This is a genomic window from Sphingomonas zeicaulis, assembly GCF_050433225.1.
Lineage (GTDB): Bacteria > Pseudomonadota > Alphaproteobacteria > Sphingomonadales > Sphingomonadaceae > Sphingomonas_D > Sphingomonas_D zeicaulis.
In genome coordinates, this window is the sequence record NZ_JBNPXQ010000011.1 from 73320 (window position 1) to 97556 (window position 24237).

At 65.7% G+C, this 24237-nt stretch carries 17 protein-coding genes; 14 read left to right on the plus strand and 3 right to left on the minus strand.

From position 1 onward, the window contains the following. Nucleotides 1–10: 10 nt before the first annotated feature. Nucleotides 11–1204 (minus strand): LLM class flavin-dependent oxidoreductase, encoded by a 1194-nt coding sequence (locus FHS96_RS26040; RefSeq protein WP_429598763.1) that lies wholly within the window; start codon nt 1202–1204, stop codon nt 11–13. Nucleotides 1205–1631: 427 nt separating this feature from the next. On the opposite strand from FHS96_RS26040, the gene FHS96_RS26045 reads away from it, so the two are divergent. The 9 genes from FHS96_RS26045 to FHS96_RS26085 all read left to right on the plus strand — a co-directional run bounded on the left by FHS96_RS26045 (nt 1632) and on the right by FHS96_RS26085 (nt 16211). Continuing rightward, nucleotides 1632–2843 carry an LLM class flavin-dependent oxidoreductase gene (locus FHS96_RS26045; RefSeq protein WP_429598765.1) on the plus strand — a complete coding sequence of 404 codons (1212 nt, stop codon included), beginning with the start codon at nt 1632–1634 and terminating at the stop codon, nt 2841–2843. A gap of 97 nt (nt 2844–2940) precedes the next feature. Next, complete coding sequence (locus FHS96_RS26050) at nt 2941–5565, plus strand: TonB-dependent receptor (RefSeq protein WP_429598767.1); 2625 nt, start codon at nt 2941–2943, stop codon at nt 5563–5565. 12 nt (nt 5566–5577) lie between these two features. Further along, nucleotides 5578–6768 (plus strand): LLM class flavin-dependent oxidoreductase, encoded by a 1191-nt coding sequence (locus FHS96_RS26055; protein WP_429598769.1) that lies wholly within the window; start codon nt 5578–5580, stop codon nt 6766–6768. Beyond that, complete coding sequence (locus FHS96_RS26060; protein ID WP_429598771.1) at nt 6765–8330, plus strand: ABC transporter substrate-binding protein; 1566 nt, start codon at nt 6765–6767, stop codon at nt 8328–8330. Before FHS96_RS26055 ends, FHS96_RS26060 begins: the two co-directional genes overlap by 4 nt. 11 nt (nt 8331–8341) lie before the next feature. Continuing rightward, nucleotides 8342–9973: an amidohydrolase family protein gene (locus FHS96_RS26065; RefSeq protein WP_429598773.1), complete on the plus strand. Its 1632-nt coding sequence runs from the start codon at nt 8342–8344 to the stop codon at nt 9971–9973. 162 nt (nt 9974–10135) lie between these two features. After that, nucleotides 10136–12445 carry a TonB-dependent receptor gene (locus FHS96_RS26070; protein WP_429598776.1) on the plus strand — a complete coding sequence of 770 codons (2310 nt, stop codon included), beginning with the start codon at nt 10136–10138 and terminating at the stop codon, nt 12443–12445. A 20-nt stretch (nt 12446–12465) separates the two neighbouring features. Beyond that, nucleotides 12466–13911 carry an amidohydrolase gene (locus FHS96_RS26075; RefSeq protein ID WP_429598778.1) on the plus strand — a complete coding sequence of 482 codons (1446 nt, stop codon included), beginning with the start codon at nt 12466–12468 and terminating at the stop codon, nt 13909–13911. Between the two features lie 38 nt (nt 13912–13949). Beyond that, the gene (locus tag FHS96_RS26080) at nt 13950–14993 is read left to right on the plus strand and encodes an ABC transporter substrate-binding protein (RefSeq protein ID WP_429598781.1); all 1044 of its coding nucleotides are present in this window, start codon (nt 13950–13952) and stop codon (nt 14991–14993) included. A 105-nt stretch (nt 14994–15098) separates the two neighbouring features. Then, nucleotides 15099–16211 carry a sigma-54 interaction domain-containing protein gene (locus tag FHS96_RS26085; RefSeq protein WP_429598784.1) on the plus strand — a complete coding sequence of 371 codons (1113 nt, stop codon included), beginning with the start codon at nt 15099–15101 and terminating at the stop codon, nt 16209–16211. A gap of 18 nt (nt 16212–16229) precedes the next feature. Here FHS96_RS26085 and FHS96_RS26090 read toward each other — a convergent pair whose 3' ends face one another. After that, a complete protein-coding gene (locus tag FHS96_RS26090; RefSeq protein WP_429598787.1) occupies nt 16230–17546 on the minus strand; it encodes an LLM class flavin-dependent oxidoreductase in 1317 nt (438 codons plus the stop codon). Between the two features lie 38 nt (nt 17547–17584). After that, nucleotides 17585–18298, minus strand: a complete 714-nt coding sequence (locus FHS96_RS26095; protein ID WP_429598790.1) for a glutathione binding-like protein — start codon at nt 18296–18298, stop codon at nt 17585–17587. 112 nt (nt 18299–18410) lie between these two features. On the opposite strand from FHS96_RS26095, the gene FHS96_RS26100 reads away from it, so the two are divergent. From FHS96_RS26100 to FHS96_RS26120, 5 genes are all read left to right on the plus strand, one after another. Further along, entirely contained in the window at nt 18411–18728 is a 318-nt protein-coding gene (locus FHS96_RS26100; RefSeq protein ID WP_429598793.1) for an ArsR/SmtB family transcription factor, read from the plus strand. A gap of 132 nt (nt 18729–18860) precedes the next feature. Further along, entirely contained in the window at nt 18861–21281 is a 2421-nt protein-coding gene (locus FHS96_RS26105) for a TonB-dependent receptor plug domain-containing protein (RefSeq protein ID WP_429598796.1), read from the plus strand. A 94-nt stretch (nt 21282–21375) separates the two neighbouring features. Then, the gene (locus FHS96_RS26110; protein ID WP_429598799.1) at nt 21376–22587 is read left to right on the plus strand and encodes a dipeptidase; all 1212 of its coding nucleotides are present in this window, start codon (nt 21376–21378) and stop codon (nt 22585–22587) included. 105 nt (nt 22588–22692) lie between these two features. Further along, entirely contained in the window at nt 22693–23337 is a 645-nt protein-coding gene (locus FHS96_RS26115; protein ID WP_429598802.1) for a peroxiredoxin, read from the plus strand. Between the two features lie 177 nt (nt 23338–23514). Next, entirely contained in the window at nt 23515–24237 is a 723-nt protein-coding gene (locus FHS96_RS26120; protein WP_429598806.1) for a class II aldolase/adducin family protein, read from the plus strand.

Genomic DNA, 24237 nt, shown 5'->3' on the forward strand with positions numbered 1-24237 from the left:
TCTCTTCTCCTCAGGCCGCGCGGACGCGTTCGTTCTGGAGGCCGCTGATCGCGCGGCCGAGCAGCGGCAGGACTTCCTCGCCGACGCTATAGGCTTCCTCGAGATGCGGATTGCTGGCGAGGATGAAGGAGGACGTGCCGGCCTGGACATATTCGGCCAGCCGGTCGGCGATCTGCGCATAGCTGCCGATCAGCCCGCAGCTCGGCCCCCCGCGCAGGATCGACATGCCCGCCCACAGATTGGGCGCGACGATCAGGTCGTCGAAATTGTCGGTCCTTCCCTGGTGCAGCGCCCATTGCCGCTGCGCGCCGGCGGATTCGGTGGCCGCTTCCTTCTTGTTGTCGCGGCCCAGTTCGCCGAATAGCGCCTTCGATGCCTGGGTCGCGGTGGCGAACAGGCGGCGGGCCTCGTCCCACGCTTCCTTTTCGGTGGGCCGCGCGATGATGTCGACGCGGACACCGAAGCGCACCTTGTCGAGCCGCCCGCACCTTGCCGCCGCCTGGCGGACCCGATCGAATTGCTCGACATTGCCGGCAAGCGGCTCCGCCCATACCAGATAGACGTCGGCATGATCGGCGGCGACGTCGATCGCGGGCTCGCTCGATCCGGCAAAATAGATGCCCGGCAGCGGCGTGTCGCTCAGCGGCGCGCGGAAACCGCCATCTTCAATCCTGTAAAGATCGCCATGATGATTGAGCGGCGCCTCCGTCCAGTAGCGCCGGAACACGTCGAGGAACTCGCCGGTGCGGGCATAGCGGCTGTCATGATCGAGAAAATCGCCGATCGCACGCTGCGCCCTGGAGGAACCGCCGGTAATGATGTTGATATCGACACGCCCGCCCGAGACGCGCTGCAACGTCGCAGCGGTCTGCGCGGCAAAGTGCGGCTCGGTATAGCCCGCCTGGTGCGCGACCATGAAACGCAAGCGGCGGGTCTCGCGGGCCAGTGCGGCGGCGACGATCCAGGATTGCTCGCTGATCGCGCTCGTCGGCACCAGCGCGCCGTCGAAACCGTTGATCTCGGCCGCGCGCGCAATTTGACCCAGATAGTCGATATAGGTGAAGCCGTCCGGATGACCATTCTTCAGGCCGGGAGCCTTGCGGAGCTCAGCTGCGAGCTTGTTCCATTCGCCCCTTGTGTGCTTGTCATGCGCCTTGCGGCCGTCTCCGTGGGTAGGAAGGCGCCAGAAAAGCTCTACTGACATGCTGCAGCTCCTATTGTGTGCAAGAGCTGATGTTGATCCCATTAAATAAACTTGTGAAATAAATATGCTGTTTCCGCATGAAAGAATAAATTGCTCACGATTCACGATCGAGAAATTCACTCTTTCTCATATTGATTGATACCGCGTTCCGGCCTGAGTCATCAGGAATTGAAGTAATCATGGGTGAGTGAAGGAATAAGTCGTTCGTGACCGAGATCGGAACGTCGCGCGCGCACACAACAGCCTTTTGAGAGAAGCGATGACTGATTTTGGACGCGGGCGAGGAGCCCGACGCGGCGAGTTCGAGTGAGCAAATTTCGACAGTCTCTGGCCGATTTCGCGCATTGGGCACCGGGCAGCGTGCCAAAACCCTGCGTCTGCGGGCTTGGCACGGTTCGTGCCTGATGATCGTCAGCGGAGGCGCATGATGAGCATCGAATTCTATTCCCGGCTGCCCTTGCATGGCGAGACGCAGTTCATCCCCGGCGACAACCGGAACCGCGGCGACTGGAACCGGTCGCCGGCCGAAAGCACCGGCGCGGTCTCGCAGTTCGAGATCGGTGATGACTTCACCTATATCGACTATCTCTCGCAGGTGGCGCGGGCGGCCGAGATCAACGGCTTTGCCGGCGCGCTACTGGTCAACGCGCCGTTCGGCGACGAGCCGTGGATCGCCTCGGCGCTGCTCGCGCGCGAAACCAAGCGGCTGCGCTTCGTCGATGCGTTTCATCCAGGCCATTTCAGCCCGTGGCAGGCGACGCAGATGGCAGCCAGCTTCCAGCGCGGCAGCGGTGGCCGGCTGGTCTGGAACATCATCCAGGGCGGCTCGGATGCGATGCAGAACGCGCTGGGCGACACGCTGCCGCATGACGAACGCTACGAACGCGCGATCGAATTTCTCGATGTCGTGAAGGGGTTCTGGGCGAACGAGAGCTTCCATTATGCCGGCCGCTTCTACCAGGCCAACGGCATGGGGCTGCGCGGGCCGCTGCGCAAGGCGAAGATCCCGCTGATCTGCAGCGCCGGCGCGTCACCCGCCGCCAAGCGGCTCGCAGCGAAGCATTCGGATTATTATCTGATGCTCGCGGAAGATCCAGAGGTTGTCGCCAGCCACATCGCCGATGTGCGCGCGCTGGCGCGCGAGCATGGCCGCGAGGACCAGATCCGCTTCGGCCTCTCGGTGGACGTCATCGTGCGCGAGACCGATGAAGCGGCGTTCGCCGAGGCGAAGCGCATCTTCGAGGAGGGCGTCCGCGCCGGCACGGTGCAGATGACGGCCGCGCGCAGCGCGCAGATGTCGGAGACCAACCAGTCCCGCTATCGCCGCTACAATGACCGGGCGGTCAATGGGTTCGGGGATCTGTTCATCGCGCCCAACCTGTGGGGCGGGTTCGGCTATGTCGGCATCCCGCCGGGCTTCGCCTTCGTCGGCGGCTACCAGTCGGTGATCCGCAAGATCCGCGCGTTCGCCGACCTCGGCATCTCGATGTTCTTCATCAACGGCTATCCGCATCTGGAAGAAATCTACCGGCTGGGCGAGCATGTGCTGCCGCACTTCCGCTCGCCCCGGCAGACGCAGGCGGAGACGCTGCAGGCGGTGCCGCTGGTCCACGGCATCGCGGAGGCGAACGCCGCCTGAGCGGCGATCCAGGACGAAAACGAAAGCGGCCGGCGCATGAGGCGACCGGCCGGGGGCGGAGCCTTGCCGGCGTCCGCGGAAGCAAGTGGGGATATCGATGAGAATGAAACTGGGGGCGATGGTGGCGACGACGGCCGGGCTGGCGTTCGCACAGGCGGCGCATGCACAGCCACCGGCGGCGGATCCGGCGGCGGAGGAGGGTGAGGCCGGCGTGGCCGAGGCCGCCGCCGAGGATCGCGGCACGATCACCGTCACCGGGCGGCGCGGGGAAGACAGCGTCGTTCCCGATCGTCCGGCCCGGTCGATCTACGGCTTCGAGACCAGCGCGCTCGATACGCCACGGTCGATATCGCAGGTCACGGCGGAGCAGCTCGCCACCGACGTGCTCCGCAGCACCGACGATTTCGTGAAATATGCGCCCGGCATCACCCGCGGCGGCGGGCAGGGCAACAATGCCGCGCCCAGCATCCGCGCGATCGCGGCGGAGGTCTTCCAGAACGGTCAGCGCATCTACAAGGATGGCAACGACCATCCGCTGAACCTCAATGCGTTCGAGGGCGCGGACATCGTCGCCGGACCGTCGTCGGTGATCTTCGGCCCGTCCAGCGGTACTGGCGGTTACGTCAACTATCTCACCAAGAAACCCTATTTCGATCGCCAGCGCACGCAGGTGACGGCGGGCATCGGCACCTGGGTGCCCGGCGACAGTTCCTATTCTGATTTCAACCTGACCCTGGATACCGGCGGCCCGATCAGTGAGCAGCTTGCCTATCGCGTCAGCATCAAGGGGCAACGCGGCGGCACCTATTATGCCAATGTCGAGAATAATTTTAACAGCTTCTACGGGGCGCTGTCGTGGCGGCCGTCTCCGTCCGTTCGGGTCGACTGGAACGGATCCTACGACGATTATTATGATTTCAACATCACGCGCGGCTGGAACCGGCCGACGCAGGCGCTCGTCGACAGCTTCGGCAAGCAATATTATGCCGGCCGCGCGACGCCGCTGATCAACACGCCGGGTGTCGGCATCTGGTCTCCGGTGTTCGGGTCGGGCGACCCCAATGCCGCGCCGGTCGGCTGGCAATTGCGCACCCGCAATGCCAATGCGCAATATATTGCAGGTGCCACCCAGACGACGCCATTGCCTAACGCGACCGCGGCGGGGGCCGGCAGTGTGGTGGGCTGGGTCTATGATCCGTCGATCCCCGGCAACGGCCTCCAGGAAATCTCGGCCTCGACCGGGTCGGGCCGGCCCGAGGACAAGAACCAGGCGAAGCGCTACATCTCGCAGCTTCAGGTCGGCGTCGATCTTTCCGATCGCTGGAACCTGCTGTGGAGCGGCTATGTCCAGCGCTCGATCAACGACAATGATTCCGTCGGCGCGTTCATCTACCAGAACCGCAGCACGCTGATCGATTCCCGCATAGAGGCGCGCGGCAAGATCGAGGCCAATTTCTTCGGCCTGCGCGCGGAGCTTCAGTCCAACAGCGGCTTCTCGCTCCGGCGCCTCAAATATCGCGCGCTCTCTGCGAACAATAATTTTAACTATAACCCGTTCGATCTCACGCTCGATCCGAGCACGCTGACGCCTGCTGCGCTCTATGGTCTTGCGCAGGCCGACCCCAATTCCTCAGGATCGTGGATCGGTACGCCCGGCTTGCCGCAATTGACGTCGTTCGGCTACATCAACTTCCCGCGCATGGTGCCGGTCAATGACGGCTTCTACGCCGAGATCGGCGGCAGCCCGCCAGGCGGCGCGGTCTACACCTCCAACGGCCACATCAACCAGTGGAGCTTCTTTACCCAGCAGAACCTGCGCTTCGGCGATGTCGCGGGGATCAATGTCGGCGTCAACGTCACCCAGATCGAAGCCTATATCAACAATCCGGTGGTGCTCGATCCGGCCCATGTCCGCAGCGACAAGCAGGATTATACGCTGCCCAGCTATCAGGCGAGCGCCTATGTGAAGCCGAGCGCCAACAGCACGCTCTACTTCACCTATGATCGCTCTACCGCGGTCAACACCGGCGTGTTCGGGTCGTTCCTCACCTGGGGCGCGAACAACAAGCTCAATCCGCTGGCATTCGAGAGCATCAGCGAACTTTATGAGGCCGGCGTCAAGCTCGACCTCATCCCCGGCAAGCTGTTCACCTCGGCCAGCGGCTTCGTCCAGTATCGCGACACCACGCCGGATACCAACGGCAACATCGCCAAGGTGCGGATCAAGGGCATTGAATCGTCGCTGCGCTACCAGCCCAGCGAGACTCTCGGCGCGGGTCTGAACGTCACCTATCTGGATGCGATCAACACCTACATCATACCCGGCGGCTTCTCACCGTTCGGCTTCTTCGCCGACAACGCCACCGTGTTCGGTGACAATAACCGCCTGATCGGGCGCACCGGTGGACGCTATGGCGTGCCCGGCGTGCCGAAATATTCGGTCAATGGCTTCGTCGACTATCACCTGGCCAACGGGCTCGGCGCTGAACTTTCCGCTTGGTACACCAGCAAGTTCTACACGAACCTCAGCCGCAGCGTCGTGGTTCCCGACGGGTATCAGGCGAACCTGACGGTCTATTATCGCCACCCGCGCTTCGACCTCTCGGTCACCGTCGTCAACCTGACCGATCAGGAGAATTTCCTGAACGCGCTGACCGGTGGCGAATTCCTTCAGCCGCTGCCGCCGCGATCGGTGCAGGCGCAGTTCGCCGTCCGTTTCTGAGGAGCACGCCCCATGAAGATCCTCTGGTATCTCACCGCACCCGACGGCCCCTTTCCCTGGGAGCCCGAGGGCCGCTGGAAGACCGACTTCCGCCACCTCCAGCAGCTCGCATCGACGATCGACCAGCTCGGCTATTATGGCGCGCTGCTGGGCACCGGGCTGGGTGACGAGGTTCTCACTGTGTCGTCAGCGATGATCGGCACCACCAAGCGGATGCGCTTCCTCGCCGCGATCCACCCTGGGCTGCTGTCCCCGGTCAAGCTGGCGCAGATCGCGCTGACGCAGGACCGGTTCTCGGGCGGGCGGATGCTGTTCAACGTGGTCAACGGCAACGACACCGTGCTGCCGGTGTTCGGCGTCAATTACGGCCATGACGAGCGCTATGACTTCAGCTTCGAATATTGGGATGCGTTCCGCCGCTTCTACACCGGCCAGCGCGACGGCTATGATGGCCGCTACATCAAGCTCGCCCCCGCACCGCCGGAATATGGCCTTGGCCGTCGCGGCGTGCGCGAGGCGCCGTTGCGGACAATCCAGGAGGGCGGTGTTCCTCTATGGGGTGCCGGCACCTCCGACGTCGGCGTGGCGCACTCGGTCAAGCTGCTCGACACCTATCTGAGCTTCGCCAATACGCCACCACTGCTCGGCGAGAAGTTCCGCAAGGTCGGGGTGGAAGCCGCCAAGATCGGTCGCACGCTGGATTATGGCACGCGCCTGCAGATCATCGTCCGCGAGACCGAGGAGGAAGCCTGGGATTATGCCCAATGGCTGATCGACCGCACGCATATCGATTATGCGCGCCAGTCGATCGAGATGCAGTTGCCCCGCGGCGAGACGTTGGACAGCTATCGCAGCCCCGATCCTCAGGTGGAGGCCAATCTGGCGTCGGTGCGCGCCGGCCGCCTGCCGCGCGCGAAGGATCTGGAAATCTACCCCAATGTCTGGGTGGGACCGAGCCTGTTCGGCTTCAACATCCTCTCGCCGCTCGCCGGTACCGCGCTGGTCGGCAGTGCGGAGAATGTCGCTGCGCGGCTGCGCGAGTTCGAGGCGCAGGGCTGCGGATCCTTCATCCTTTCGGGTTTCCCGCTGATCGGCGAGGCGCATCGCTTCGCCGACCTCGTCTTCCCGCTGCTCGATCTCGACCATGGCTTCGATGTGCCGCGCTTCGGCAAGCGCGCACCCCTATCGGTGGCCGCGGAATGAGCGGCGGCTTTATCGATCGCCGTTCTCTGCTGGCCGCTGGCGCGGCGGGCGGTCTGTTGATGCTGCCGGGCTGCGGCGGCGGGAGCGGATCGGGCGACGGCCCCGGCAAGCAGCCGCGCCGCGGCGGGCGGCTGCGGCTGGGCATCATCGACGGCGAACGCTCGGGGAATCTCGACGCGCACAAGCCGGTGGGGCTGGGCAGCACGATCCGCGGCTTCGCGCTCTACAGCAAGCTGTGGGAATGGTCGTCGCAGATGACCCCCGAACTCGCGCTTGCGGAGGAATCCGAGGTCACGCCCGACGCACGTGCCTGGACGGTGCGGCTGCAGAAGGGGCTGGAATTCCACAACGGCAAGACGATCACGGCGGACGATGTGATCTTCTCGATCCGGCGACTGACCGATCCCGCCCTGGCGTCCCCCTATGGCTCGCTGGTCAACCAGATCGATCGCGACGGGCTGGTGAAGCTTGACGATCGGACCGTGCGGATCCCGGTTCGCGACGGCCAGGGCTTCATCGCGCTGCCCGATACCTGGACCAATTTCGGCGGGATCGTGCCGCCGGACTATCATCCCGTGACCAACCCGGTCGGCGCCGGCCCCTACAAGCTGCGCTCGCCCAAGGATTTCGTGCCGGGCCAGCGCGCGCTGTTCACCCGGTTCGAGAATTATTTCAAACCCGGCCAGCCCTATGCGGACGAACTCGAGATCGTCGAGTTCAAGGATCATACCACCCGGATCGCGGCCTTGCTCGCCGGGCAGATCGACATGGCCAACGCGCTGTCGCCCGAGCATATCGGGCTTCTGGAACGGGATGCGCGGGCGCGCGTGCTCGTTTCGAAGACCAACGGCTGGCAGTCCTTCGATATGAACCTGGAGGCGGAGCCGTTCCGCGATCCGCGCATACGGGAGGCGTTCCGCCTGATCGCCGACCGCGAGGATCTGGTGAAGCGGGCGCTGCAGGGGCAGGGGCGGATCGCCAACGATCTTTACTCACCGCACGATCCCACCTTCGACCATGCCATCCCGCAGCGCACGCACGACCCCGATCGCGCGCGATCGCTGCTGAAGGCGGCGGGGCATGACGGGCTGAAGGTGGAACTCGTCGCCAGCCCGGCCTCGATCAGCGCCGCGCTGGTCTATGCCGAGCAGGCGAAGCGCGCCGGCGTGGAGGTGGCGGTGAAGCGCGTCGACAACGCCACCTTCATCGGCCCGCAGCGGCTGAAATGGGGGTTCAGCGGCGGCGGCGCGATGGGCGGCGGCATGCTCGGCCTGTCATGGCTGCCCACCGGGCTGCACACCGACGCGCCGACCTCCGCAGCCAACAAGACCCATTTCCGCGATCCGGAATTCGGCCGGCTCTTCTCGGCGGCCTTGGCCGAGCCCGACACGGCCAAGCGGACGACGCTGGTTCATGCCGCGCAGCGCATCCAGCACGAAAGCGGTGGCATGATCATCTGGGGCTTCTTCAACACGCTCGACGGCATCGCCGCGCGCGTCGGCGGCGTGCAGGCGGAGGAATCGCATTTTCCGACCTGGCGGTTCGACAAGATCTGGGTGTGAGGGCGATGCGGATGAAGAAGATGCGGCAGTGGACGATCCTGGTACTGGCATGCGGGGCTGCGACGGGCGCGGCAGCGCAATCGACGTCGACCTTGCCGGCCCGCGCCGAGGCGGGACGGCCCACCACCATCCCCGCGCTGGATCGCAAGCCGGGCGACGGCGAAGGTCCGTTCGGGCGGCTGGCGATCCGCGGCGTCACCTTTATCGACGGCACCGGTGCGCCGCCGCGCGGGCCGGTGGACATCCTGATCGAAGGCAATCGCATCGTCGACATCGTGCCGGCTGGCGCGGGGGGCACGGGCGGGTTCGATCATGAGATCGATGCCACGGGGCAGTTCGTGCTCCCCGGCTTCATTGATGCTCATGCCCATGGCGGCGGCACCGAAAAGGTGCCGGACCTCGGCTATGTCTACAAGCTGTGGCTGGCGCATGGCGTGACGACGGTACGAACCGTCCCGCTCACGGGCAATGCGATCGCCGTTTCCGAAAAGCAGCGCAGCGCGGCCAACCGGATCGCGGCGCCGCGGATCTTCAACTATCAGGTGATCGGCAGCGGCTGGGATGGCGGCCGCGTCGACACGCCGGAAGGCGCGCGCGCCTGGGTGCGCTGGGCGGCGAGGAACGGCATCGACGGCATCAAATTCTTCAACCGCGGCGGCGAGACGCCAGCGGGGGACACGGCCGCGATCGACGAGGCGCGCAAGCTCGGCCTCGGCACGGTGGCACATCTCTCGCAGCCCAATGTCGCTGAATTCGATGCCGACGCTGCCGGAGCTGCGGGGCTGGGCACGATCACGCATTTTTACGGCCATTTCGAATCCCTGCTAGCCGACCGGACCATCCAGCCGTTCCCGGCCGACTATAATTATGAGGATGAGCAGCAGCGCTTCGCCGAGGTCGCCAATCTGCGCCTGCACACGGTGCAGCCCGGCGCGCCCGAATGGCAGGCCTATCTGGAACGGCAGAAGGCGCGCGGCGTCACCTTCGACCCGACGCTGAACATCTATTCCGCCTCGCGTGACGTGATGCGTGCCCGTACCGCCGAATGGCACCGCCTCTATACCGCGCCGACCCTGTGGAAATTCTTCCAGTCGAGCCGCAGCAACCATGGTTCCTATTTCTTCGACTGGACCACCGAGAATGAAGTGGCGTGGAAGAATTTCTACCGGCTGTACGGCCGCCTGATCGACGACTATCGCCGCATCGGCGGCCGCGTGACGGTGGGCACCGACGCCGGCTTCATCTACAAACTCTTCGGCTTCTCCTACATCGAGGAACTTGAATTCCTGCGCGAGGTCGGCTTCGCGCCGCTGGAGGTGATCCGCGCAGCGACGCGCGACGGTGCCGCCACGCTGTGGGAGCCGGGCGGACAGCCGGCACCGGTCGGCATCGTCCGCCGCGGCATGCTGGCCGACCTGATCATCACCCCAGAAAATCCGCTGGCCAACCTCAAGACGCTGTACGGCACCGGCCACATCCGCCTCGATACCGCAACCGACAAGCCGGTGCGGGTGGGCGGCATCCGTTACACGATCAAGGACGGCATCATCTACGATGCCAGGGCGCTGCTGCGTGACGTGGCCGATCAGGTCGCCGCCGAGAAGCGCCGGCTGGGGCAGGGGGACGAACTGCCGACGCCCTGAAGCGGCGGCGTTGATATTTCACCAGACATCGTCGGCACTTGCGCAAATCGGTTATCGTTCGACACCCGACAACAGCGCGAAGAGCGGATTTTCGGGACCTGCCGATGTTGGCATGACTGTTGCTGAAGTTCCCCCGTCACAATCAAAATATGCGGGGAACAGATGACGAATGAATTCGCAGGCGCAGCCACTGGGCAGCGTACTCTTTTCCGGCTCGCCGCCGGCGCATCGCTGCTGATGCTCGCGACTGCCGCCCATGCCGAGGCCGCGCCTGATGCGGCGCCCGAACCGGCACCGGATGCGGCTGCGGGCGCCGACGACGCGATCGTCGTCACCGCGCTGAAGCGCGAGGTGCGGCTGCAGGATGCGCCGGCCAGCATCACCGCGATCGGCGATGCCACGTTGCGCGCGGCGAACATCGATGCGCTCAACGACCTGACGCGTGCCGTGCCCAGCCTGACGATCACCGATCAGGGCCCCGGCCAGCGCCGCATCACCCTGCGCGGCATCCGCAGCGCGGGCGATGCGCAGGTGGGGATCTATTATGACGATACGCCGGTTGCCGGCCCGCCGGGCACAACCAGCGATCCGGGCGGCAGCCAGTCCGACTTCAAGCTGTTCGATGCCGAGCGGATCGAGGTGCTGCGCGGGCCGCAGGGCACGCTCTACGGCGCCGGATCGGTCGGCGGCACGATCCGCATCGTCAACCGCAAGCCGACCTTCGATTTCGAGGGCAAGGCGGACCTGATCGGCACCACCACCAAGGATGGCGGCGAGGGCTATCAGATCAACGTCGCGCTCAACGTGCCGATCGTGAACGATGTGCTTGCCGCCCGCGCGGTCTATTTCCGCCGCGACGTCGATGGCTGGGTCGACAATCCCGGCCTCGGTCTCAAAGGCATCAATTCCGAGAAGACCGATGGCGGGCGCCTGCTGGTGCGCTTCATCCCGACCGACTGGCTGACGATCGATGGCGCCGTCCACCTGCAATATACCGAAGGCGGCGCCAGCACCTGGTCGCCCGGCGCTGGCAAATATAACGCGGTCAACCTGTCGCAGGTGCCCTATGAGGACAAGCAGCGGATCTATAGCTTGACCGGCAATGCCGATCTCGGCTTCGCCAGCCTGGTGTTCAACGCCGCCTATCAGGACCGGGACACGCTGGTCACACGTGATCCGAGCTATCTGTTCCGCAGCTTCAAGGGCTCGGCCGCGAACTGCCGCACCCGTTTCAGCGCCGCGGTCTGCGCGACGCCGGCGGGGATCACCGCGTTCAACGCCTATGTCGATAGTTTGACGCCGGTCATCTATTACCAGCCGCAATCGGTGAAGAGCTGGACGAGCGAGGCGCGCCTGCAATCCTCCGGCACTGGCCCGCTGCAATGGGCGATTGGCCTGTTCTACGAGGATCGCGATGCCGAGGTTCTCTCCGAGGCGCGGCGTACCGCGGCAGGCGATGGCAGCCAGATCGATGGCGCCGCGCCGCTGCTCCAGCGCAATGTCGTCGACCATCTCGTCCAGAAGGCGGTGTTCGGCGAGGCGACCTACGAACTGGTCGAAGGGCTGAAGATCACCGGCGGCTTCCGCTATTATGATTACAAGAAGGTGGTCGGCGGAGACACCGTGATCGGCCTCGACATCCTGCGCACCAGCCCGACGCCGTTCGCCACCTATCGCGCCGACCGCAATGGGTGGCTGTACAAGGCGAACATCAGCTACGCGCCGACCCGCAACCTGCTGCTGTACGCGCAGGTCGCCAATGGCTTCCGCCCCGGCGGCGTCAACCAGGTGCTGGGGCTTGCCCAGGCGCTGGCCTACGCGCCGGACAAGCTCGTCACCTACGAAGGCGGCATCAAGGCGACGTTGCTCGACGGCGCGCTGACCGCCAACCTGTCTGGCTATTTCACCGACTGGTCGGACATGCAGGTGAGCATCAACAGCGGCACCTTCGTCTATCTCGGCAACGCCGGTGCCGCCGAGATCAAGGGCGGCGAGTTCGAACTGGCGCTGCGGCCGATCGAGGGCCTGCAGTTCAGCGGCAACATCGCTGTGACCGACGCCAAGCTGACCGAGGACCAGGTGCCTGACGGTATCAATCCGGCGCCCAACACCGCGCGCGCGGGCGACAAGATCCCCTTCATCGCGGACGCGACCTTCGGCGTTTCCGCCCAATATGAATGGTCGCTCGGCGGTGACCTGCAGGCACTGGTGCGCGCCGACGCCAATCATGTCGGCAAGTCCCGCGCCGATTTCCGGCCGACCGCGATCGGCTACCGGCGGCTCGGCGACTATACGTTCGCCAACGCCCGTGTCGGCGTGCGCACCGAGACCTGGGGCGCCTATCTGTTCGTCAACAACATCTTCAACAAGGTCGCGCGCGTCGCGGCGGGCAATGTGCTGGGCGGATCGATCGAGACGGTGACGACGGCGCCGCCGCGCACGATCGGCATGAACCTCACCACCAGCTTCTGATCATCCGGAAAGGTTCGCACATGAACAGGATCCATCTTGCCGCCGCGGCAACGATCGTCGCGGGCTGGAATGCGCCCGCCCTCGCCGGGCCACTCTCCGATGCGGAGAGCGGCGCGATCATCCAGTCGGTCGACAGGCTGACGCCGTCGCTCGCCTCGACCGCGCAGGACGTCTGGCGCCTCGCCGAAGTCGGCTTCAAGGAGAATAAGAGCTCCGCGCTGCTGCAGAAGCAGTTGAAGGACGCGGGGTTCAGGATCGAAACCGGCATCTCCGGCATTCCAACCGCGTTCGTCGCCACCGCTGGCTCGGGCGGCCCGGTTCTCGCGCTCCTTGCGGAATATGATGCGCTTCCCGGCCTGTCGCAGGACAAGGCGGGGGAGCGCAAGTCGCTGGGCGGCATCGCCGGCCATGCCTGCGGTCACAACCTGCTGGGCGCCGCCTCCGTCACTGCCGCGATCGCGCTCAAGCAATGGCTGGAGCGGACCGGCACCAAGGGCACGATCCGGCTTTATGGCAGCCCGGCCGAAGAAGGCGGCTTCGCCAAGGTCTATTTCGTGCGCGATGGGCTGTTCAAGGATGTCGATGCAGCGCTGACCTGGCATCCGAGCGGCGCCAACAGCGCGTCCCAGGGCACGATGCTGTCGATGCTGACCGCCAAGTTCCGCTTCGATGGTGTCGCCTCGCACGCCGCGGCGGCGCCCGATCGCGGCCGGTCCGCCCTGGATGCGGTCGAGATCCACAATGTCGCGGTCAACTATCTGCGCGAGCATGTCCCGCAGGAAACCCGGATCCATTACACGATCACCAATGGCGGTGATCAGCCCAACATCGTGCCGGCGCATGCCGAAAGCTTCTACTATATCCGGCACTATGATCCCGCGGTGGTGCAGGACGTGTGGGACCGGGTGCAGAAGGCGGCGGAAGGCGCTGCACTGGCAACGGGCACGAAGGTGACGGTCGAGGTGATCGGCGGCAGCTATGCGCATCTGCCCAACGATGCGCTGGGCAAGATCGTCTATGCCAATCTCGAAAAGGTGGGTGGCTACACCTACACGCCGGAGGAAGCGGCCTATGCCCGACAGATCTCGGCAAGCCTGAACGCGAAGACGGCGCCCGATCCGAGCCGGGTCGAGCCCTATCAGTTCGGCCGCAAGAGTTCGGCGTCGTCAGACGTCGGCGACATCACTTGGGTGGTGCCGACCAGCGGGCTGGGAGCCGCCACCTGGGTTCCCGGCACCGCGCCGCACAGTTGGCAGGCCGCCTCGGCCAGTGGGACGACGATCGGCGTGAAGGGCGCGGTGGTCGCCGCCAAGACGCTGGCGCTCACCGGCGCACAACTTTTCCAGAGCCCGGACGCGCTGGCGGCTGCCAGGGCCGAGTTCCAGAAAAGCCGCGGGGCCGACTTCGTCTACAAGCCGCTGCTCGGCGATCGTGCGCCGGCTCTGGACTATACCGACAAGCCCTGACACCTTTCTCCGTACGCGCGTAACCGAAGGACTTGCCCATGACTGCAGCGATCGCTGGCGGCGCCAACCGTCCGGAAAGGATCTGGATCACCCGCTGTCCGGTGCCGGCGGCGTCGAGCGTCGCCTTTGCGCTCGGCTGGCTAAGCGAGGACTTCGCACGTGACGGCATCGACGTCGCGTGGACGCGCGAGGATAGGCTGCGGCTGGTGCGCGCGTCGGATGGCGGCGCGCCGGCGGCGGTGTTTCGCGAGGGCGGCAATATCCAGGCGCTGGCGGCGCGCGCGCAGGGCGCTGATACGCGGGCGATCGGCCTGACCTGGATCGACGAGGGGCAGGCGATCATCGTCGCCCCGCGGAGCCGCCCCTTCGAACCCCGTGACCTGAAGGGCCTGCGCGTGGCGCTGCCGGGTTTCGCGCTGACGCGCGGCGAAAGCAATGTGCGGGGCATGTCGCTGCACGGCATCAAGAATGCGCTGGCGCTGGCGGGGCTGGACTTCAACGACATCCGCATCGTCGACGTACCGGCGCCGCGCATCGATTTCGAGGCGGTCGACGGCATGCAGCGGATGTGGGCGGGCCTGCAATGGCTTGCGGAGGGCCGCGTCGATGCGGTCTACGTCAAGGGCGCCGCCGCCGCCGAGGCCGCGGCACGGCTGGGGCTTGAGGTCGGTATCGACCTGGATGCCTATCCGAGCCGCTTCGCACGGATCAACAATGGCACGCCGCGTCCGATCATCGTCGATGCCGCGATGATCGACAACCATTTCGACCTGGTCGTGCGCTTCCTCTACCAGACGCTGCGTGCCGCCGACTGGGCGGCGACGCATCTCGCCGAACTGACGCCGATCCTCGCGCGCGAGACACTGGCGAGCCCCACCGCCGTCTCTGCCGCTTACCGCAACGGTTTTCACCGCAACCTGCATCCGGACACATCGGACCAGCGTATCGATCTGCTGCGCATCCAGGAACAGTTCCTGCGCCTGCACGGCTTTCTCGAAGCCGCGGTGGATATCGACGCGTGGATCGATCCGCGACCGCTGGCGGCGGCGCTGGCGCTGCGCGCCGCCCGCCGCGCGGCATGAATAAATGATCCAGAACAATCCAGCTTTTGACCCGTGAAGATTTTCCTATCAGTTGACTAGAGAATTTTCTGTTAGGCATCGCCTTCTACAGAGGGAGGCGAAAGGATGGCTTCGGCGCCGACCAATACGCCCGACAGGGACCCGAAAACGGTGGGCAACTTATCCGCATGGGAGCGCGCGCCGGGGGTCTTGTCGCTCGATGGCGAGAATGCCAACACGCTGGCGATCAGGGCCCGTGCGTTCGTCTTTTCGGATCCGCGCTCGCGCGCGCTGATCCCGCTGATCGAGCGCACCGCGCCCAGTGACGCCACCATCCTGGTGACGGGGGAAACCGGCACCGGCAAGGAACTCGTGGCGCGCTATGTCCATCGTCTCAGCGGCCGGGCCAAGGCCCCGTTCATCGCCGTCAACTGCGGCGCATTCTCGGAAACATTGATCGAATCCGAACTGTTCGGTCATGAAAAGGGGGCTTTCACCGGTGCCGGCGCGACACGCGCGGGATGGTTCGAGGCGGCGAATGGCGGCACTCTGTTCCTCGATGAGATCGGCGATCTGCCGCTGTCGCTGCAGGTGAAGCTGTTGCGCGTGCTGCAGGAACGCGAAGTGGTGCGCATCGGATCGCGCACGGCGCTGCCGCTGGATATCCGCCTGATCGCCGCGACCAATGTTGATCTGTCCAAGGCGGTCGCCGCCGGCAAGTTTCGCGAGGATCTGTTCTACAGGTTGCAGGTGGTCTGCCTGCCGCTGTTGCCGCTGCGGCAGCGGCCGGCGGACATCCTGCCGCTCGCCCGCCATTTCCTCCAAATATATGGGGATCGCATCAACGCCGAACGGCTGGATCTCAGCCCGGCGGCTGAGGAAGCACTGTTCGGCTACGCGTGGCCCGGCAATATCCGCGAGCTGGAAAACGCGATCCATCGCGCGACGCTCACCAGCCTCGACGGCATCATCCAGGTGGCCGACCTCGGCCTGGCGACCGCAAAGGCCGAGAGGCCCCGCGCCGACGAGGCGGCGCTGAGCCTGGAAGACCGGCTCCGCCCCCTGATCGCGCGGCTGCTCGACGAGGATCAGCCAGACATACTGGACCGCGTGATCGGCATCACCGTTCGCGAGGCCTATCTGCGCAGCGAGGGCAATCAGATCCGTACCGCCGCATCGCTCGGCGTCACCCGCAACGTGATCCGCACGCACCTCAAGAATTTCGACCTCATTGCCTGAGCGGAAGGCCGCTCTGGCTCAGGCGAAGAAGCGGTTTGCCGGCCGCGGCAGATCGAGATGGTCGCGCAATGTCGTGCCGCGATAGTCGCGGCGGAAGATGCCGCGCCGCTGCAGTTCGGGTACGACCCGGTCGACGACATCGTCGAGCCCGCCCGGCAGCCACGGGAACATGATGTTGAACCCGTCGCTGGCGCGCGCCTCCAGCCATTGCTGCATCTCGTCGGCGATGCTTTGCGGCGTGCCAACGAAGGCCAGTCCGGAATAGCTGCCTGCCTTCACGGCGAGTTTGCGGATCGTCAGATTTTTGCGGCGGGCGACCTCCACCATGCTCTCTCGCACGGTCTTGCTGGCGTTGGTGTCGGGAATGTCGGGCAACGGTCCGTCGGGATCATAGGCTGAAACATCGTGGCCAAGCATGCCCGACAGCGAATGGATGCCGCTGTCGTAATGGACGAGGCTGTCGAGGTGGGCGCGTTTGGCCCGCGCGTCCTCGATCGTGTCACCCACGACGACGAACGCGGCGGGCAGCACGCGCAGTAATTCGGGGTTGCGGCCATTTTCGATCATGCGCCGCCGGATGTCGGCATGAAAGGCCTGCGCTCGTTCCAGCGAACTCTCGGCGCCGAAGATCACCTCCGCGGTCGCGCCGGCCAGCGCCCGCCCGGCTTCGGACGCGCCGGCCTGCACGATCACCGGCCAGCCTTGGATCGGGCGTGCGATGTTGAGCGGGCCGCGCACCGACAGATGCTCGCCCTTGTGGTCGAGCACGTGGAGGCGATCAGGATCGAAGAAGATGCCGGATTCGACGTCGCGAACGAAGGCGTCGTCGGCGAAACTGTCCCACAGGCCGGTGACCACGTCGTGGAATTCGTGCGCGCGGCGATAGCGCGCGTCATGGTCGATTTCGTCGGTATAGCCGAAGTTGAGCGCGGCATCCGGATTGGCGGTGGTGACGATGTTCCAGCCGGCGCGGCCGCCGCTGATATGGTCGAGCGACGCGAACCGCCGGGCGATGTGATAGGGCTCGTCGAACGTGGTCGAAGCGGTGGCGATGAGGCCGATCTTCTCGGTCGCACCGGCCAGCGCGGACAGCAAGGTGAAGGGCTCGAACGAGGTGACGGTATGGCTGCGCTTGAGCGCGGATACTGGCATGTTCAGCACGGCCAGATGATCGGCCATGAAGAAGGCGTCGAACTTCGCCGCCTCCAGCCGCTGGATGAAGCGCTTGAGCAGCGGAAAGTTGAAGTTCGCATCGGGCGCGGCGCCGGGATAGCGCCACGCTCCGGTGTGGATGCTGACCGGGCGCATGAACGCGCCGAGATGAAGCTGCCGCATGGGGTGCTCCGATGATGCCGGCCGGGGAGGGCGCGCGCTCAGGCGTTCGCGCGCACCACGCTTGCGGTCTGGCCGTAGAGGATCCGGCGCTGCTCCTCGGTCAAAGGCGCGGCGCCGGCCGGATTGACCTCGGTCGCCACCGCATAGGCGCGGACCGTCGCCGGACGATCGCGGATCGTCTCGAACCAGCGCTTGAGGTTGGGGAAGTCGTCGAGCGACTGGCCCTGCCGCTCATGTGACACGATCCATGGGTAGCTGGCGATGTCGGCGATCGAATAGGCGTCGCCGGCCACGAAGGCACGGTCAGCCAGCCTCTTGTCGAGCACACCGTAAAGCCGGTTGGTCTCGTTGGTGTAGCGATCGATCGCGTAGGGGATCGGTTGCGGCGCAGCGGCACGGAAATGATGGTTCTGACCGGCCATCGGCCCCAGACCACCCATCTGCCAAAACAGCCATTGCAGCACCTCGGCGCGGCCATGGACGTCGCCGGGGATCAGCGTGCCGGCTTTCTCCGCCAGATAGAGCAGGATCGCGCCGGACTCGAACAGCGTCACCGGCCGGTCGCCCTGCGCAGGCGCATGATCGACGATCGCGGGAATGCGGTTGTTGGGGGCGATCGCGAGGAAGTCCGGGGCGAACTGCGCGCCCTTGCCGATGTTCACCGGCACGATGCGATAGGGCAGCCCTGCCTCTTCGAGGAAGATGGTGACCTTATGGCCGTTCGGCGTCGTCCAGTAATGCAGATCGATCATGTCATCCTCCGAAGCGCGGCAGGGGAGCCGGATCCAAGCTAGCAGCAGAGTTCCTCAGTTCAAGAAAATGGAACTATTGCCGCGAACAATTTTTTGGCGGATTGACGCGGTCATGCGACCGCTGCTCCATCCAGGTCCCGAGGCGATCGACCTCCATGCGGTGCTCAACGCGCTGGCCGATCCAGCGCGTCTCGCGCTGTTTGCCAGGCTCGCGGCCGAGCGGGCGACGCCCCGGAACTGCACCCAATGCGCGCCGTCGGTGATGCCGAAATCCAGCCTGTCCCGCCACATGCGGATCCTGCGCGAGGCCGGCCTCGTCCATTCGGAGCGGCGCGGCAAGGAAGTGGTCAACTGCGCCCGGCTCGACGAGGTCGACGCGCGTTTTCCCGGCTTGCTGTCCGCGATCCTGGCCGCTTGCGCGCGAGATTGATCGCTCGGAGCGTCACGCTCCACCGTCACTGCCCCAAGCCGCCATTGGGATGCCCCTATCATTTCTTCGTTCATTCTCTAGTTAAAAGATAGGCTATTGCCGCCTCAATGGCAAAGCCGAAGGGGTTAGTGAATGAAAAGGTTGGGAACGGCGCTGGTAGTGACGAGTGCGCTGGCCAGCGGCATCCATGCTTCGGCGGCCCATGCGCAGACCGAATCGGCCGCTGCGGACGCGGGCGAGGCAGCGGAAACCGGTGCCGACGATTCCGACATCGTCGTGACCGGCACCCGCGTTGCCGGCCGATCCCGCCTCGATTCCGCGTCGCCCGTCGACGTTCTGGGCGGGCCGGCGTTGCGCCAGCAGGGTACCACCGAACTGGCCTCGGCACTGGCGGCGGTCGCGCCGTCGATCGATTTTCCACGCCCGTCCGCGGTCGATGGCACTGATGCCATTCGTCCGGCAACCCTGCGCGGCCTCGCGCCAGACCAGACGCTCGTGCTGATCAACGGCGTCCGCGCCAACAGTTCGGCATTGCTCAACACCAACGGTTCGGTGGGCCGGGGCTCGTCCGCAGTTGACCTCAACACCATCCCTTCGGTGGCGATCGAGCAGATCGAGGTGCTGCGGGACGGCGCCTCGGCGCAATATGGGTCTGACGCGATCGCCGGCGTGGTCAATTTGCGGCTGCGTGAGGCGCAATCCGGCGGCGGCGCCAGCCTGACCTATGGCTTTTACGACACGGAGATCGAAACCGCGCGCGGTCGGCGCAACACGACCGGCGAGCATGCCTTCACCGCCTCCGCCTGGCAGGGCGCGCGGCTGGGCGAGGATGGCTTCGTCACGATTTCCGGCGAGTTCCTCAAGCGCCAGGCGACCAACCGTGCGGATTTTGATCCGCGCGTGTCGCCGCTGCGGATCACCGGCCGCTTCGGCGATCCCGAAGTCGAGCAATATACCGGCTGGATCAACGCCGGCATCGCGCTGGCGGACAGCCTGCAACTCTATGGCTGGGTCGGCTATCAGGACCGTGACAGCCGCAGCGCCGCCTTTCCGCGCTTGCCGTCCGCGGCGGGCGCCGTGTCGGGCATTTACCCCGACGGTTTCCTGCCGATCATCCAGACCAAGTCGGAGAATCTCAACACCACGCTCGGCCTCAAGGGCGATATCGGCGCGTGGAACCTTGATCTCAGTCTCAGCTATGGCCGTAACGAGATCGATTTCTACACGCGCAATTCGGCGAACTACAGCTTCGGCAACGCCTCGCCGACCGACTTCTACGACGGCAAGGTCGCCTATGACCAACTCGTTGGCGGAATCGACGTGTCCCGCCGGTTCGACGTCTTCCAGTCGCTCAATCTCGCCTTCGGCGTCGAGTTCCGGCGCGAAGGCTACAGGATCGGCGCCGGCGAGCCGGCCTCCTACGGCTATCCGACGACGGGCGCGATCGCGGGGCAGGCGCCCGGCGCGCAAGGCTTCGTCGGCTTCTCGCCGCTCAACGAGATCGAGCGGAGCCGCCACAACGTCAGCGGCTATATCGATCTCGAAGCGCAGGTGACCGATGCGTTTCTCGTCGGGCTCGCCGGCCGCGCGGAGCATTATTCGGATTTCGGCGAGACCGCGACCGGCAAGCTCTCGCTGCGCTATGATATCGCGCGCTGGTTCGCGTTGCGCGGCACGGCGTCCACGGGCTTTCGCGCGCCAAGCCTCCAGCAGCAATATTTCACCTCGATCGCATCGGTCGTGCAGAATGGCGTGCCGATCCTCACCGGCACCTTCCCGTCGACCAGCCCGGTCGCGGCGGCGCTGGGCGGCCGGCCGCTCGATCCGGAGAAGTCGACCAACTTCTCGGTCGGCACGGTCATTCGCGCCGGCGGGTTCGACCTGACCGTCGACGCCTATCACATCAAGATCCGCGACCAGCTCGGCCTGTCCGAGAACATCCAGGCTTCGTTCAGCCCGCAGGTGGCGGCGATCCTGGCGCCGTTCAACGTGCCGTCCGCGCGCTTCTTCATCAACGGCCTCGCCTCCACCACCAAGGGCATCGACGCCGTCGCGCATTACCGGCTGGCCACGGCGGCGGCCGGCGCCTTCGATTTCACCGTCGCCGGCAATCTCAACGATACCGAAGTGACGCGCGTGCCGACCTCGACCGCGACGATCGATCCCGCGCCGGTGCTGTTCGCGCGCAGCCGCATCCTGACACTGGAAGACGGCACGCCCGGCACCAAGATCACCGGCGCGCTCGAATGGTCGCTCGATGGCCTCGGTGCCACCGCGCGCGTGACCTATTATGGCGACGTCAACCAGCCCGGCACGGCGGCGAACGGTTCGGCCGACATTCATACCGGCCGGCATGCGATCACCGATTTCGAACTGCGCTACCAGCCGGTGAAGGGCGGGCAGATCGCGTTCGGCGCCAGCAACCTGTTCGATGTTTATCCGGATGCCACGATCGCCGCGAACAACAGCACCGGCGTGGTCGGCTTCCCCTATTACTCGCCGTTCGGCTTCGGTGGCCGCTATCTCTACGTGCGCGCCGGGCTCAACTGGTAGGCCCTGTCGGGCCGCGGGCCGCGCCGCGGGGGAGGGGCGGCCCGCAATATATGTCGAGAAACTGAGAGACGCTGCTTCAAGCGAAGGAGGAGTCATGCGGATGAACCTGTGCCGTGCCCTGCTGCTCACCGCGGCTTTACTGGCACCCCTATCTGTGCCGGCGATGGCGCAGTCGCTGGTCTTCGATCCCCATGTCGATCTGCCGGCATCGGCGGCGGCGCCCGAATGGTCGGGCGGCAGCGACCCCGCGTCGCAGTTCGATGTCGATCGCGCGCGCCGTGGCGGCCTTACCGCGATCGGCCTCGCGCTGTTCGTGCCGCAGGGCGAACGCACGCCGGCGGCACTCGTCGAGGCGCGCTGGGGGCTGCTCGCCCGTCACGATGCCATCGTCGCGATCGCCAAGGCCGACCCGGGGCGCGTGGAGCGCGCCGCCACGCCGGCGGATGTCCGCCGGATCGTCGCTACGGGCAAGCTGGCGCTGGTCGAAACATTGCTGAACGCATGGCCGCTCGGCGAGGATCTCGACGAGATCGATCGCTGGCACGCGCGCGGCGTGAGCATCTTCGGCTTCGTCCATGCCGGCAACAACCAATTCGCCGACTCCTCGCGCCCGGCGCTGCCGCGCGGCGAGCGGCCTGATGAGAATGGCGGCCTCTCACCGCTCGGCCGGTCGGCGGTAAAACGGCTGAACGACCTCGGCGTGCTGATCGATGCGTCCCAGCTGTCCGACAAGGCGTTCGACCAGTTGCTGTCGGCGAGCCGGGCGCCGGTAATTGCCAGCCATTCGGACGTGCGCGCGCTGGTCGATGTGTCGCGCAACCTGAGCGATGCGCAGCTGGATGCGCTGAAGGCAAAGGGCGGGGTGATCGCGATCAACGCCTTCAGCGCCTATCTGCGACCCGATGCACCGGCCACCCGCGATGCCATCGCTGCGCTCCAGCGCGAATTCGGCGCGTCTCCCGGCGGCAATCCCGCGCTCAGCGGCGCGCAGCAGGCGGAGTATACGCGGCGCTATTACGCGATCCGGGCGAAGGAGCCAAAGGCGACGCTCGCCGAACTCGCCAACGCCATCGACTATGCGGTCAAGCGGATCGGCGTCGATCATGTCGCGATCTCGTCGGACTTCAACCATGGCGGCGGCGTGGCCGGTTGGGCCGATGTCGGCGAGACCGCCAACGTCACCGCGGAACTCAGGCGGCGCGGCTATGACGACGCCGCCATCGCCAAACTGTGGGGCGGCAATCTGCTGCGCGCCTGGCAGGCGGCGATCGACGCGCGCGACCCCGCCTATCGCGCGGCACACTGAGCGCGCGGATAATCCTGCTTTCCATCGGGGAATATTTCCTCGCTTCAAACTCTAGTTAAACAATAGAGAATTGCGACTCCCAATCATCGACGAAGGAGTCGCTTCATGTCGCTCAAGCTGGCAGACATCGTCCCGGATTTCACGCAGGATTCCACCGAGGGGGCGCTCCATTTCTACAAGTGGGCAGGCGAGAGCTGGGTAGTGCTGTTCTCGCACCCGAAGGATTTCACACCGGTGTGCACGACCGAACTCGGCACCGTCGCGCGGCTGAAGCCCGAGTTCGACCGGCGCGGCGTGAAGGTGGTCGGGCTTTCGGTGGACCCCGCCGAAAGCCATGAGCGCTGGGCCGACGATATCGAGGGGACGCAGGGTACTCGGCTTGACTTCCCGTTGATCGCGGATCATGACCGCAGCGTTTCCAATCTGCTCGGACTGATCCACCCCAACGCGTCCGATACCACCACGGTCCGCAGCGTGCTGGTGATCGATCCGGCGAGGAAGCTGCGCCTGACCCTGACCTATCCGGCGTCGACCGGGCGCAACTTCGACGAGATCCTGCGCACGATCGACAGCCTGCAACTCACCGATCGCCACAAGGTGGCGACCCCGGCGGACTGGAAGCAGGGCGAGGACGTCATCATCGTGCCGTCGCTGGACGACGCGGCGGCGCGCAAGCTGTTCCCGGACGGCTGGACGACGCACAAGCCCTATCTGCGCACCGTACCGCAGCCGCAGGACACGGCCGAATAGCGCCAGCCTGCCGTGACGTAGGTGTGCGCTGGACAGATCCGCGCACGCCACCGCGCCGATGCTGATGCTTTTTCAACAGCCACGCCGCGCCATGCCGCGATCATCGAGCAAATGCGCGGCTGGCACGTCCCTTGCTGAGCATCCACCAGCGCAGACCCTGCCTTTCGGGAGACTTTCATGGCCACTGCCATTCAGATCGATCAGCCGCTCAATTCGGCGGTCACCGACTTCGTCGACGAATTCCTCGCGCAGGCGGCGGACATCTTTCGCGGCTATCGCGCGGTCGGCACGCTGACCGCCAACGGCACGGTCAACTTCATCGAGCGCGTGCCCGGCGAGGATCTGCTGGTCTCCACTAGCCTGCCGCACCCGTTCGACCATGACAAACCGCTCAGCGCGTCGGTGGTCGGGCTGGACGGCACCGTCCATCTCGGACGCGGGGCCAACCGCTACCTCAAGGTATTCAACGCGCAGCCGACGATCACCTCGCTCAGTCACGTCCATTCGCCCAACCTCGCGGCGTGGGCGCAGACGCATCGCAGCCTGCCGATCAGCTATGTACCGGTGCAGCGCTACCACCTCGCCCGCGAACTGCCGGTCTATGTCGATCGCCGGCAGGACGAGCAGGATTTCATCCTCGACTCGCTCGCCGCCAATCCCTTCACCCCGGCGATCATCGAGGCCAATGGCGGCGCCACCGTGTGGGGCTGGAAGGGCCTGCGCGACCTCGCCGAGTTCATCCTGCTGCTGGAGGAGGGCGCCGACATCCAGATCCGCGCGCAGGCGCTGGGCGGATCGCGTCCCTATGGCCCCGGCGTGCTGCGCCAGCAGTGGCGGATGAGCGGCCGCATCGAGGAAGCGCGCGCGCTCAACCTGCTGCCCGCCACCGATCTCGGCTGA

Excerpts from the sequence above, each read along its gene's own strand:
- FHS96_RS26040 (WP_429598763.1), bottom strand. The coding sequence starts at position 1,204 with ATGTCAGTAGAGCTTTTCTGGCGCCTTCCTACCCACGGAGACGGCCGC.
- FHS96_RS26045 (WP_429598765.1), top strand. The coding sequence starts at position 1,632 with ATGAGCATCGAATTCTATTCCCGGCTGCCCTTGCATGGCGAGACGCAG.
- FHS96_RS26050 (WP_429598767.1), top strand. The coding sequence starts at position 2,941 with ATGAGAATGAAACTGGGGGCGATGGTGGCGACGACGGCCGGGCTGGCG.
- FHS96_RS26055 (WP_429598769.1), top strand. The coding sequence starts at position 5,578 with ATGAAGATCCTCTGGTATCTCACCGCACCCGACGGCCCCTTTCCCTGG.
- FHS96_RS26060 (WP_429598771.1), top strand. The coding sequence starts at position 6,765 with ATGAGCGGCGGCTTTATCGATCGCCGTTCTCTGCTGGCCGCTGGCGCG.
- FHS96_RS26065 (WP_429598773.1), top strand. The coding sequence starts at position 8,342 with ATGAAGAAGATGCGGCAGTGGACGATCCTGGTACTGGCATGCGGGGCT.
- FHS96_RS26070 (WP_429598776.1), top strand. The coding sequence starts at position 10,136 with ATGACGAATGAATTCGCAGGCGCAGCCACTGGGCAGCGTACTCTTTTC.
- FHS96_RS26075 (WP_429598778.1), top strand. The coding sequence starts at position 12,466 with ATGAACAGGATCCATCTTGCCGCCGCGGCAACGATCGTCGCGGGCTGG.
- FHS96_RS26080 (WP_429598781.1), top strand. The coding sequence starts at position 13,950 with ATGACTGCAGCGATCGCTGGCGGCGCCAACCGTCCGGAAAGGATCTGG.
- FHS96_RS26085 (WP_429598784.1), top strand. The coding sequence starts at position 15,099 with ATGGCTTCGGCGCCGACCAATACGCCCGACAGGGACCCGAAAACGGTG.
- FHS96_RS26090 (WP_429598787.1), bottom strand. The coding sequence starts at position 17,546 with ATGCGGCAGCTTCATCTCGGCGCGTTCATGCGCCCGGTCAGCATCCAC.
- FHS96_RS26095 (WP_429598790.1), bottom strand. The coding sequence starts at position 18,298 with ATGATCGATCTGCATTACTGGACGACGCCGAACGGCCATAAGGTCACC.
- FHS96_RS26100 (WP_429598793.1), top strand. The coding sequence starts at position 18,411 with ATGCGACCGCTGCTCCATCCAGGTCCCGAGGCGATCGACCTCCATGCG.
- FHS96_RS26105 (WP_429598796.1), top strand. The coding sequence starts at position 18,861 with ATGAAAAGGTTGGGAACGGCGCTGGTAGTGACGAGTGCGCTGGCCAGC.
- FHS96_RS26110 (WP_429598799.1), top strand. The coding sequence starts at position 21,376 with ATGCGGATGAACCTGTGCCGTGCCCTGCTGCTCACCGCGGCTTTACTG.
- FHS96_RS26115 (WP_429598802.1), top strand. The coding sequence starts at position 22,693 with ATGTCGCTCAAGCTGGCAGACATCGTCCCGGATTTCACGCAGGATTCC.
- FHS96_RS26120 (WP_429598806.1), top strand. The coding sequence starts at position 23,515 with ATGGCCACTGCCATTCAGATCGATCAGCCGCTCAATTCGGCGGTCACC.